The organism is Bacillus sp. C-3-6, assembly GCF_054509685.1.
The window spans coordinates 4,577,334-4,589,666 of sequence record NZ_CM137247.1 but is presented as its reverse complement, the minus strand read 5'-3'; the positions used below and the strand labels follow the sequence as shown (position 1 = coordinate 4,589,666).

Here is a 12,333-nt window from a genome sequence, read left to right as displayed (position 1 = left end):
CAAGTGATTGGCTAGTAGTGAGGGTTTAACTGCGGGCAATCCCTAAAGCTGATTGAACTACAACGTGGCTAGAAATGGCGAGCGTGAATGTTGCGAAAGCAGAAAAAATCAATCAGATTGTGCAAGGTTAAATCCTAAACACTAGAACAATGGGTCTTCCGCCTCGAATCATCTAAGTCAAAATAGATAAGATGAACGTTCAACGACTATCTCGTATAACTGACGAGAGTACATCACAAGCCTATGGTGCTGGAAAAATTAAAGAGATAAACATATAGTCTGCGCTCATGTGAAAATATGAGAAGTTCATAAGAGAACTGGCTAAGGAATTGAGCCCTTAGTTGAACGAGATAAACTTAATTAAATCTATCAAACTTCCTTGAAAATGCAGAACATACGTGCTATGTTAGATTCAATGAGGTAAGAATAATAATGGAATTTTTACGAGTTAGTTAAGTATCAGAATTAACAGGTTTGCATCCGAGTAGTCTCAGGAGAATGCTGGTGGAACACGCTACGATTCAGAAGAACAAATCTTTCATTAAAGGAGTTACATTCTGATGATATTGGCGAAGAAAGTTAGACTGATTCCAACGCCTGAACAAGAAAAAGTACTTAGAAACCATGCTGGTGCTGCAAGATTCGCTTATAACTATTGTAAAAGAATGAGTGATAGATACTATAAGCTATTTGGAAAATCTGTTTCACAGTTAGCTTTACAGAAACGATTTACAAAGATCAAGAAGCGAAAGAGGTATGAGTGGTTAAAAGACATCAACGCACAAGTTCCCAAACAGGCTTCAAAAGATTTTGATAAGGCAAGGAAGCATTCGTTCAAAAAGTACAAAAATGGTTATCACACTTCTTATAAATCTAAAAAAGATGTAATCCAAGGATTTTATGCCAATTATGAAAGACTGATTATAGGAAAAAAAGTCGTTCATATTCAGTCTATTGGAGAAGTGAAAACAAGCCAACAACTACCAAGAAACAAAAAACCATCCAATCCAAGAGTTACCTTTGATGGTCGTCACTGGTGGATGAGTGCAGGATTCCAAGAAGACTTTGAATCACAAGAACTAACGAATGAATCGATTGGTGTGGATGTTGGTTTAAAAGAACTTTTTGTAGCTTCTAATGGTATGAAAGAACGAAATATAAACAAAGATGCCAAGGTTAAAAAACTTTTGAAAAGGAAAAAGTCAGCGCAAAGAGATATGTCTAGGAGATTTAAAAAAGGTGTGAAAATTCAATCTGCCGGGTATGAAAAAGCGAAAGCTGAGCACCTGCGGTTATCTAGGAAAATTACGAATATCCGAAATAACCATATCCATCAAGCAACAGCTAAATTGGTGAAAACCAAACCAATGAGGATTGTTGTGGAAGACTTACCTATCTCAAACCTGTTAAAAAACAAAAAACTATCGAAAGCATTTTCATTTCAAAAATTACACTTCTTCTTTCAATGTTTATCATACAAGTGCGAGAAGTATGGCATTGCGTATGTAAAAGCTGATAAATGATTCGCTTCAAGCAAGATTTGTTCATGTTGCGGAGTAAAATACGACCATTCAGTTCAACCAGAAGGACAGTGGAGTTTAAAAATTCGTGAGTGGCGTTGTGCTTCATGCAATAGCCATCACGATAGGGATGTAAATGCGTCGATAAATTTATCAAGATGGGTAAAATAAATGCTTGATAATAGGAGGTAACGATACTGCCTCGTGTGGAGTGTTATACCCCTCGTCCCTTTGGGGCTGCGAGAACACGATGAAGCACTAACTTGTGTAAATTTGATTGAATTGTATAGATTTAGTTAAGTTTATCGTATCGGTTATACCTGAAAATGAACCAGAGCTTGTTCGAGTTACGACAGTATCAACTGATTTGCCAAGTCGTAAAGTTTCATTCTTTATTATTTTATTACCAGTTGTATTGATGATTTTATCAGTAGTTGCACCATATATTTCATTACCGAAAAAATTGACTGAATTTTTCGTGTTTATAGGAAGTCCAGTAATCGCCTTACTTATTTCATGTTTCGCAGCATTTTATTTACTTGGTATCAAACAAGGTATTAATAAAAAGATGATTAAAAAATTAACAGACGAAAGTTTATTACCGGTCGGTTCCATTATTTTAATTATCGGTGCAGGCGGTGGATTTAAACAAATATTAATTGAAAGCGGCGTTGGAACAGCTATTGCACAAATGGCAGAACATATTTCGTTATCACCAATCGTATTAGCTTTCATGGTAGCTGGTTTAATTCGAATTGCAACAGGTTCAGCTACAGTAGCATTAACGACAGCAGCAGGGATTGTTTCACCAGTTATTCAGCACATGTCTGGTGTGAATTTAGAGCTTCTCGTTATTGCAACCGGTGCAGGTTCATTAATGTTTTCTCACGTAAATGATGCAGGGTTCTGGCTTGTAAAAGAGTATTTAGGTTTGACGGTGAAGGAAACGTTTAAAACGTGGACGGTACTCGAGACATTGTTATCATTTATTGCATTTGGTTTTGCTCTTTTGTTGAATATGTTTCTTTAGGAGAGGAGATCAGATTTAAACGAATAAAACCTACAGAGGAAATGTAATTTCTCTGTAGGTTTTATTTGTTTTTTGTGCTTTCTATTACTTAATGGAACGGACATACTGATCTTCTCCATCGTCTTTGACAAAGACTCCTAGCTCATTCAAATCTTTGCGTAAATGCTTCTTTTTTTTCGAGTTTCCTTCTCGAAGGGCATTTCGTCTTTCATACAAAATAGTATTTATGCTTTTATTAAATCGCTCATCCTCTAATTTCCATAAGCTATACTCATGTTTATAAGGATCTTGTTCCACCCAGGGGAAGCCTTGCATTAAGAAAGTATCTTTAATTTTGCTTGGGTTAATGTCAGATGTTTCACGTAACCATTCTCGGTCTTCTTGATCAATGATAACCACTTGACGCTTATCTACAAAAACGGCTTTTACATTTGATCTGGTGATTTGTTTCTTTTGATCGTCCTTATTCACGTGAATGCTTTCCGAAGTAATGTTCATCTTTAAAGCGTCACTATAAATAATTAAAGAAAATAAAATTCCTGCAAAAACACCAATTAGCATGAGGATAATAGGAAGCCAGAAGGGGTTAATAAAATTTAAAAGTTCTATAATTTTTGAATCAGAAAAGAGAGGAATCCTTTTTATAATCTCTATTAATTTAGGTGAAAAATATCCAATAATGCCTAAAAGGATTGGGCTTACTATAGCAAGTAATTTTTCTAAAAAACCTAATCCAATGACAGATGCCTTTTTCATGTGTAGTTCATCCTTTCATATATATTTTTTTAATCAAGGCATATTTAAACAGTGAGTTTCTTCACCATTTTTATGAGCTCATCTGAGTAATTTTCTATGGATATAGATGAATTTGCCTTCAGCATTCTTTCTTCGATTGCTCCTAAAATAAATGAAGCTAATGTGTCGGTTTGGAAAGAATCGGAAAACACGCCATTTTGTTGACCAGTCTTCAAAATATCTAATAACATCGTTCTAAGAGCATCCTCCTCTTCGTCGTCTTCGATTCTGTAATAAGGAACGTTCTCTTCATTTCTTGCATTAAAGACAATCTCAATTAAGGCAATATTATTTTTGTAATGAGTTTCTTGATAAGCCAAGTGTGCTTCAATAAAAGCCTCTAGTTTATTTATTTCAGATTGAGCTAATAGTACTCGATTACTAATAAATTCATGTTGTTTGGTAACTAAAAATTGTAATGTGCGATTCATAAGGTAAAGCTTATCGTTAAAATGATAAGAAATAAGTCCGGTGCTAATCTTAGCTTTTTTTGCTACCTTCGTTAAGCTTAAGTTGTTATATCCAACCTCTTCTAATGTATCAATACATGCAAGAATAATTTGTTCACGCCTAGCCTCTGCAATAAAAGAATCAGTCACGCTATTCAACTCCTAATTTATATGATTTAAATGTATAATCAAAAAATTGATTGGTCGTTCAATTAAATATTAGTAAGAAATTAAGAGCATGTCAAATGTTTTATGCTTACATCTGGATAAGGCTCATTCGCTTTTTAATAAAGCCCAATTCCTAAAACAAGCCCGTTTTTAGGTAAGCCAAGCTTCCTATTCGCCCTGAAAACATAATATAAATGGAATCCCCTCATTTAGAACAAGAGGAACTTGTTATGAATGATACTAAAGGAGGAATAGGGTAATGAGCGAAAAGTGTGAACACAGACATGATGATTGCGATCGTAGACGTGGATGCGGAGGCGGTTTTGCGCTTCTAATCGTATTGTTTATTTTATTAATTATCATCGGTGCTAGCTGCTTCGGCGGAGGCGGCGGTTGTGGCTATGGTGGTTACGGCGGTTACGCAGGCGGCTATGGTGGATATTGCTGCTAATTATTAAAAACTATTGAAAATGGCCTTGTGCGTATTGCACAAGGCCATTTTATTCATATTTTTATATGCTGTGATAATTTATTAATGTACAGAGAACGGATTAAGAAGAAGAAAATAATCTCGATAATCCCGAAAAAGGTGAGTACGATACATGTCTCTTTTAGTAAGGAGAAAGAAAACATACTTTGTAAAAACTTAACCGCAAATAATGTGTGAACACCAGCAACGATGTAAGGAACGAAAAATAAAATTCCTAATTGAATCGTTGCAGAGCGAAACATTTCTGATTCAGTTAAGCCAAGATTTGTAATCGTAATATACTTTTGTCTTTCAGTTGTTAAGTCATTATACATACGGAAATATAAAACACTAGCTGCTCCGATAAAGAAAATAAAGCCGAGAAATGCCCAAATAAAGAATTGAGCGACTGCATTTCCTTTACTATGAACGAGTTCATCCGTAGCTGTATAAATATAAAATGGTTTAATGAAATCTTCTTCATTTTTATGTGCTTCATACAAGGTTTCTGCATCATGATTTAAGCTTTTTAATATATTTTTTGTTGGGACAATTGCATTTTCCCAATTTTCCACGAAGTAGTTATAGACTGTAATTGTTTCAATATGAGGAATCATATTTTCAATTACTTCATCTTGCATCACAATTAAGTGAGGTAATGCAAAGGGAGGCTCAATTCCTCTATTAATAAAACCTTTAATTTGAAATTCCTTTTTATTAGAGCCAAGTGTAATCGTGTTCTGCTTCGCAAATGGGTTAGACACGAGATTTAATAACACTGGTGAATAGCGAGAAATATTATAAACTTGTGAAGAATCGAGAGTGATTTTTGGTCTGTTTAATTGCTGTGCTATTGCGTTATAATCACTCATTTTCATAATGGCAATTGATTCTTTTGAAGCTGTATCTTTTAAAACGGTAAATTTATATTTGTCATATTGAAAATTAGCATTTGTAAGTTCAGTTTCAATCGTAGTAATATGCTTTTGTTCAAATGCATTAACACCTTCTGATGTATAGGTGAATGGTATTGGATATCGTTCTAGTATGGGTGCTTTCGTATTATTGTTTGCAGCAAATAACCCGATAATAATTGTAAATGCAAGTGCAGATAGCATAGAAACAATAAAGAGTACATTAATATTACTGCGTGTACGAGAAACTAAATCTGAAATCCATAACATATTTATTTGTTTTAAATAAAACTTTCTTCGTTTCTTTAAAATATAGATAAAGAGAAGAAATGTTTGTGAAAAAAATAAATACGTCCCAACTACTACAAGCGGTAAAATAGATAGCATAATTAAGAATACAGATCCATTTTGTGCATTTTTTTCCGTTATGTAGCCTTGCGGATAACCAGCAATATAATAGCATAGTCCTAAACAAGTTAAAGCAAATAGTGAAATCAGTATAGATGGTTTTTTTTCGCTCTTCTCTTTGTTAACGCCCTTAATAAGCTTCGTTGTTTTTCGAGTACGAATAAACATTGGTGTAAATGTAGAAACGATTAAAAATAAGATGATAAACGTTACGGTTGTAACGATAATCGCTTCTGTTGGCCAATATAAATAGAGACCTTTCGCGTTTGTTAATTTCGAAGTGACTAATAAGAAAAAGTTAGAAAATACAAGTCCACCTTGAATGCCGATAAAGATGGATAATATCCCAATTATCATGTTTTCGGTAAATAACAATCTTTTTAATTGTCTCTGTGAGATACCAAGAATAGTGAGTATCCCGAATTGCTGCTTCCGCACATTTAAAAATGTTCCAATTGAATATAAGAGAAAGAAGAACGAGAACATAACAATCACAAGCTGTGCTGTACTAGCTAAATTCATTAGAGGATCACGTTCTTGAAAGCTTTGTACACTCTGTAAGCGTGGATGATATGCGTATACAGTAAATGAAAAGAAAACCATGATAGAAAACGCACTACTTACAAAGTAGGCGAAATATGCTTTTGAATTACGTGAGACATTTTTAAATGCGAATTGCCAAAACGTCATCCACGTCTTCCTCCTAATAAGGCTAGAACATCTAATATTTCTTGATAAAACTTCTCGCGATATAATCCGCGGTGCAGTTCATTGTAAAGCTCTCCATCTTTAATGAAAATAACACGGTTACAATAACTTGCTGCAAACGGATCGTGCGTAACCATTAAAATCGTTGCATCTTCTTCTTTGTTTAATTTCGTAAATAACTCCATTACATCAATAGCGGCTTTCGAATCTAAGTTCCCTGTCGGTTCATCAGCTAGTAAGAGAGAAGGGTGATGAATAACAGCACGTGCTACTGCAGTACGCTGTGCTTGTCCTCCAGAAACTTCAAAAATACGTTTGTCTAAAATATGATCAATCCCAAGCTTTTTTGAAATGTTATCAAGCTTTTCATCCATTTCTTTTAATGGAACATTATCTAATGTTAAAGGTAGTACGATATTTTCACCGATTGTTAGTGTATCTAGTAGGTTAAAGTTTTGGAAAACAAATCCTAACTCTTGGCGGCGGAAAATAGCTAACTTCTCTCTACGAAATGTGTGTGGTTTTTTTCCGTTAATAACGACGTCACCAGAAGTAGGAGAATCAATTGTAGAAATAACGTTTAAAAATGTAGATTTCCCGCTACCAGATGGCCCCATAATGGCAACGAATTCCCCTTTATCTACGTGTAAATTTATATTTTTTAAAGCAGTATGAGGGACTTTTCCCTCATATACTTTTGAGACGTTTTTTATGTGTAATACTTCTTCCATAGTAATCACCTTTCTACTTTTAAAACTTAATATGTTGTGATAATTTTTGCATATAAAAGGAACGAATTAAAAGGAAAAATAAAATTTCAACTGTTCCAAAAATCAACAGTACGACTGTAATCTCAGCGAAGAACGAGAGATGTAAAACTTCTTGTAGCATCTTTGTCGCAAACATCGTATGGATTGATGCCATAATGTAAGGCACGAAGAAAAGAATCGCAAGCTGAATTGTCGATGAACGTTTCATTTCAGTTTCAGTTAAGCCAATTTTCGTAATCGTTATATATTTTTCTTGCTCATTTGTTAAATCTGTATACATTCGGAAGTAAAGAACACTACCAGCACCGATAAAGAAAATAACACCTAAGAAAGTACCAATTAAGAAGAACGAAGCGACATTTAGTTTTGTTGTGTATAGAGAATCGCTCGCTTCACTTGCATGGAACGGTGGATGCTCTGCTTGAATTGCTGCATTGTCGTTATTGATTTTTGTGATAAACGATGAACCGATATTATGTGCTTTTTCCCAATCTGTAACTTTGAAGTTATATACACTCATTTGTTTGGAAACTGTGGATAAGGATTCTACAGTTTCATCAGATAGTATGAGTAATTGGTATATTAAGCTGTTTGGGAATGGGCTATAACTTTTATATTCTTTCACTTGTAGTTGTAAATTGTTTTGAGTAAGTGTAAGAGTATTTTTCTTTTCTTCATTGTGAAGTGTTCCAATAACTTGATCATCTAAGTCTTTCATAAGAATATAAGATTCATTCTTATTTACCGTGAGTTTTTCCCAATTTAATGCTTTAGCAAGTACATTATAGTCACTTTGTTTAATTGCGTAATAGAGCTGCGTGTTATCTTCAGCTGAAGATACTTCATATATATCCGTTTTAAATTTCGTATAAGTAAAATGCTCTTCATTAAATTTCTGCTCTAACCAGTTTAAATGTTCATCAGCTAATGTATTTTCAGTATGTGATAAATACGTAAACGGGAAAGGGTTTTGTCTAATTGCATCAAACTTTGTAAATTTCCCAAAACCGTATAAGAATGTAATCATTGTAAAAGCGAGTGTTGATAGCATCGCTACAATAAAGAGCATGTTAATGTTTGTCCGAATGCGCGCTGCTAAATCCGAAATCCAAAGCATATTAATTCGTTTCATATAAAACGTTCTTCGCATTTTTAAAATACGAATAAGTAAAAAACTAATTTGTGAAAAGAAAAAGTATGTTCCAGCTGCAATAAGCGATGGAATAACAAATATACTAGAGACGGCATATAAAAGCCCAATGGTATCGCCTAACGACATAAAATATAATGGATTGGATTCTAATACATATCCAGTTATTAAACATGCCGCACCAAATAGAGAGATGAGCACGGATGCTTTTCTTTCTTTTTGTTGTGTTCCTTCTTTTAAAAGACGTACGGCTTTTCTCGTACGAATGAGCATCGGTGTAAAAGATGATACGAGAATGAAGAGCCCAAGAAAGATGATGATAGTTAAAACGATAGCACTTGTAGGCGGATATAAATATAAACCAGGTACGTGTGTAATTTTGGCGGTAACTAATAAAAAGAACTGTGAAAAGACAACTCCAAGTTGAATGCCAAAAAATATAGAAAGAGCACCAATTAACATATTTTCTATAAATATGAGTCGCTTTAATTGTTTTTGAGATATGCCAAGTACTGTTAAAATCCCGAACTGTTTTTTTCGTACTTTTAAAAACGTCCCGATTGAATACAGTAAAAAGAAAAATGAAAAGAACACAATGACAACTTCTGAAATTGTCATTAATATGTTCAGAGAATAATTCACGTCTGTCATATGCAATTTAGGATGAAATAAATAAACTGCAAATGAGAAAAAGATTGCGATGGAGAACGCACTGCTTACAAAATAGGCGAAATAAGCTCTGGCGTTCCGCGTCACGTTTTTAAATGCAAACTGCCAAAATGTCATTCACCTGAACCTCCTGATAGGGTGAAGATGAGAAGAGCATAGGAAATACTCTTTTCATCAAGTTTGTTTTAAATATTTTGTCCACTCGTGTATTGTGATAATTTTTGCATATAAAGTGAACGAATGAATACGAAAAATACGATTTCAACGAATCCAAAAATAATAAGAACGGCTGAAACCTCTTTGAACAGAGATAAACCAATTACATCTTGTAACATTTTTGTTGCAAACATTGTATGAATGGATGCCATAATGTACGGAATGAAAAATAAAATACTAAGTTGAATGGTTGCAGATCGTTTCATCTCTGTATCTGTTACACCGATTTTAGAAATCGTTATATATTTCTCTTGTTCGTTCGTCAAATCCGTATACATTCTAAAGTAAAGAACGCTACCAGCTCCAATGAAGAAAATAACTCCTAAAAATGTCCCAATTAGGAAAAATGCAGCACTGCCTGATGTTATTTTGTATAACGATCCTGCTGATTCAAAGGAGCGAATAAGAGGTCCTTCATACTGGGATTTATTTCGATCTTTTTGCACTTTTTCTATAAAATTATCAGCAATTTCATATGTCTGTTCCCAGTTTTGAATTTTGTAATTGTATGCTGATATATGCTTTACGGTGCTAGGTAAGTTATTTACGATAACATCAGGCAAAACTATCGTTTGATATGAAAAGCCAGATGGAATTGCATTCACATGCTCATAGCCTTTCACTCGTAATTTCGTATTTGTACTAGAGAGTGTAATGTAATCTCTTTTGTAGCTTTGCTCAAATTCGTTGAATATGGTGTTATAAGATGTCCCTGTTAGCACATATGCTTCGTTATCATCCATAAATAGTTGTTTCATTCGTAAAGAATCTGCAAGTTTGTTATAGTCACTTTGCTTAATTGCGTATACGTCATTATAAATAGCTATATCTTTATCTTCTTTTAGTGGTGTTTCATATATATCAGCTTTTATTTTTTGATAGGGGAAATGCTCTTTTTGTAATTGTTGCTCAAGCCAATTTAAATGCTCTGTAACAAAAGGGTTCGCATCATAAGAAAAATAAGAAATTGGGAAAGGAGAAGTTCTATTAACTTCTAGCTTAATAAATTTCCCGAATCCATATAGAAACGTAATCATTGTGAAAGCGATAGTAGATAGCATCGCTACAATAAAAAGCATATTAATATTCGTTCGAATACGGCTTGCTAAATCCGAAACCCAAAGCATATTAATCCGTTTCATATAAAATTTTCTTCTTTTCTTTAGAATATAAATGAGTAAGAAGCTAATTTGAGAAAAGAAAAAATATGTTCCGATTGTAACAAGCGTTGGGATAACGAAAATACTTGAGACCATATATATAACACCGATTTGCGGGCTTACTGATACGAAATATTTAGGATTTCCAGCTAACGCATAACCACCAAATAAACAGATCGCACCAAAGAAAGAAACAAGTATGGATGGTTTTCTTTCTTTTTGTTTTCCAACATTTGTTTTTAAAAGGTGTACCGCTTTTTTTGTACGAATAAGCATTGGTGTGAATGCAGATACAATGATAAAAAGACTAAGGAAAACAATGGTTGTTAAAATAAACGCGTTAGTCGGACCGTATAAATATATTCCTGGAACATGCGTAAGTTTGGCTGTTACTAATAAGAAAAATTGAGAAAAAACAACTCCAAACTGCATGCCGAAAAAGATAGATAAAACCCCGATTAACATATTCTCCATAAAAACAAGACGATGTAATTGTTTTCTCGATATTCCTAAAATAGTCAAAATCCCAAATTGTTTTTTTCTAACTTTTAAAAAAGCACCAATGGAATATAGTAAAAAGAAGAAAGAGAAAAATACAATTATTACTTCTGAAAATACCATTAATCCTGAAATTTCAGAGGTCATACCAAAGTTTTGTAATTTCGGATGGAATAAGTAAACAGCAAATGAAAAGAACACAGCAATGGAAAAGGAACTACTTACAAAGTAAGCAAAATAAGCTCTCGAGTTGCGCGTGACGTTTTTAAATGCAAATTGCCAAAATGTCATAGATTATACCTCCGGCTAGAAGATATAGAAGTAGTTGTATTGCAAAAAATGTATGAGAGTGAGTTCTCATACATTTTGCTTGCATATGTTACGATCATGCTTCGGTCACCTTCTCCGTATGTTCTGCCTGATTATTTGCAGCGTTGTGGAAGATGATTTTAATCGTCGTTCCTTTACCAACTTCAGAATCTAGTTTGACCGAGTGACCTAAATAATCACAAATTTTACTTACAATATAAAGGCCCATACCAGTAGATTCTCCGAATGCGCGACCGTTTTTCCCAGTGTAAAACGGTTCAAATACTCTTCGAATATCTTCTTGCGGAATACCAACACCTTCATCACGAACTTCTAAAATAATATCTTTTCCGTTTCGGTAAGCAGATAAGAAAACTTTCTTTCCGCGCTCACCAGAGTAACGAACAGCATTTGTCATTAACTGATAGATGATAAATTTTAGCCATTTCGCATCAGAAGCAACTTTTAAATCAGAATGGACTTCTAAAACAGGGAAGACACCATTACGAATGAATAGTTCTTTTAAGCCATTAATATTTTTTGTTACCGTATCTTTTAATGAAATCGTCTCGACATGGAAATCTTCATGGAAGTTATTTAACCTAGCCATGTATAAGGCCATATCAAGCCCTTGGTTTAGACGCTCTAATTCTTTTTTAAACTTTGGAATTAAATGCTCGTCTTCCATTTCTAGCACCATAAGCTGCATAACAGAAACAGGTGTTTTCATTTGATGTACCCAATGGTTAATGAATAGTTGATGTTCTTGTTGTTTTACTTCATACGATTGTAGTTCTTTTTGGAAGAGGCGGTACTGCGTACGCACGAGTTCATTGACACCGTGAGGCATCGGAGCAGTCGCTCTTTCAATAAACGCATCTTCCATTTTTTCTGGTTGCTCACTTAATCTATGGTACATTCTACGATTGCGAACGTAACGATAAGCGAGGAAACAAATGAATAAATATAAACTTAAAACGACGAAGTAAAATTTATTGTTTTGAAATCCATCTACTGCATCATAAAGAACGAAAATGATACCGAAGTTTAATACGTACAGTAGGAAAAATGCAAAATGATCACGTAAAAATAGCTTCATG

Annotated in this window: 9 protein-coding genes and 1 pseudogene; 3 read left to right on the top strand and 7 right to left on the bottom strand. The window is 34.0% G+C overall.

Annotated features, from left to right (window positions below):
• Positions 1–560: 560 nt before the first annotated feature.
• Positions 561–1,691 (top strand): annotated as a pseudogene (locus ACW0JX_RS23630) (RNA-guided endonuclease InsQ/TnpB family protein).
• 106 nt (positions 1,692–1,797) lie between these two features.
• On the top strand, positions 1,798–2,550 hold the full coding sequence (locus tag ACW0JX_RS23625; RefSeq protein WP_276568060.1) for a GntT/GntP/DsdX family permease: 753 nt from the start codon (positions 1,798–1,800) through the stop codon (positions 2,548–2,550).
• 84 nt (positions 2,551–2,634) lie between these two features.
• On the opposite strand, the gene ACW0JX_RS23620 is transcribed toward ACW0JX_RS23625, so the two are convergent.
• On the bottom strand, positions 2,635–3,306 hold the full coding sequence (locus tag ACW0JX_RS23620) for a YqeB family protein (protein ID WP_088021550.1): 672 nt from the start codon (positions 3,304–3,306) through the stop codon (positions 2,635–2,637).
• A 44-nt stretch (positions 3,307–3,350) separates the two neighbouring features.
• The gene (locus tag ACW0JX_RS23615; protein ID WP_000132257.1) at positions 3,351–3,944 is read right to left on the bottom strand and encodes a TetR/AcrR family transcriptional regulator; all 594 of its coding nucleotides are present in this window, start codon (positions 3,942–3,944) and stop codon (positions 3,351–3,353) included.
• 277 nt (positions 3,945–4,221) lie between these two features.
• Between ACW0JX_RS23615 and ACW0JX_RS23610 the strand changes: the two genes are divergently transcribed.
• A complete protein-coding gene (locus tag ACW0JX_RS23610; RefSeq protein WP_001290386.1) occupies positions 4,222–4,413 on the top strand; it encodes a YjcZ family sporulation protein in 192 nt (63 codons plus the stop codon).
• A gap of 53 nt (positions 4,414–4,466) precedes the next feature.
• Here ACW0JX_RS23610 and ACW0JX_RS23605 read toward each other — a convergent pair whose 3' ends face one another.
• The 5 genes from ACW0JX_RS23605 to ACW0JX_RS23585 form a co-directional block, all read right to left on the bottom strand.
• Positions 4,467–6,443, bottom strand: a complete 1,977-nt coding sequence (locus ACW0JX_RS23605; protein ID WP_459245119.1) for an FtsX-like permease family protein — start codon at positions 6,441–6,443, stop codon at positions 4,467–4,469.
• Positions 6,440–7,192, bottom strand: coding sequence for an ABC transporter ATP-binding protein (locus ACW0JX_RS23600; protein ID WP_000393250.1), 753 nt, complete (start codon positions 7,190–7,192; stop codon positions 6,440–6,442). Before ACW0JX_RS23600 ends, ACW0JX_RS23605 begins: the two co-directional genes overlap by 4 nt.
• 19 nt (positions 7,193–7,211) lie before the next feature.
• Complete coding sequence (locus tag ACW0JX_RS23595) at positions 7,212–9,167, bottom strand: ABC transporter permease (RefSeq protein WP_144465152.1); 1,956 nt, start codon at positions 9,165–9,167, stop codon at positions 7,212–7,214.
• A 68-nt stretch (positions 9,168–9,235) separates the two neighbouring features.
• Complete coding sequence (locus ACW0JX_RS23590; RefSeq protein WP_098975960.1) at positions 9,236–11,215, bottom strand: ABC transporter permease; 1,980 nt, start codon at positions 11,213–11,215, stop codon at positions 9,236–9,238.
• Positions 11,216–11,309: 94 nt separating this feature from the next.
• A complete protein-coding gene (locus ACW0JX_RS23585) occupies positions 11,310–12,332 on the bottom strand; it encodes a sensor histidine kinase (RefSeq protein WP_000765341.1) in 1,023 nt (340 codons plus the stop codon).
• Position 12,333 lies beyond the last annotated feature (1 nt).

What these genes read in the sequence shown, in the direction of transcription:
- ACW0JX_RS23600 (WP_000393250.1), bottom strand. Translation starts at nt 7,192, where the DNA reads ATGGAAGAAGTATTACACATAAAAAACGTCTCAAAAGTATATGAGGGA.
- ACW0JX_RS23590 (WP_098975960.1), bottom strand. Translation starts at nt 11,215, where the DNA reads ATGACATTTTGGCAATTTGCATTTAAAAACGTCACGCGCAACTCGAGA.
- ACW0JX_RS23610 (WP_001290386.1), top strand. Translation starts at nt 4,222, where the DNA reads ATGAGCGAAAAGTGTGAACACAGACATGATGATTGCGATCGTAGACGT.
- ACW0JX_RS23595 (WP_144465152.1), bottom strand. Translation starts at nt 9,167, where the DNA reads ATGACATTTTGGCAGTTTGCATTTAAAAACGTGACGCGGAACGCCAGA.
- ACW0JX_RS23605 (WP_459245119.1), bottom strand. Translation starts at nt 6,443, where the DNA reads ATGACGTTTTGGCAATTCGCATTTAAAAATGTCTCACGTAATTCAAAA.
- ACW0JX_RS23620 (WP_088021550.1), bottom strand. Translation starts at nt 3,306, where the DNA reads ATGAAAAAGGCATCTGTCATTGGATTAGGTTTTTTAGAAAAATTACTT.
- ACW0JX_RS23585 (WP_000765341.1), bottom strand. Translation starts at nt 12,332, where the DNA reads ATGAAGCTATTTTTACGTGATCATTTTGCATTTTTCCTACTGTACGTA.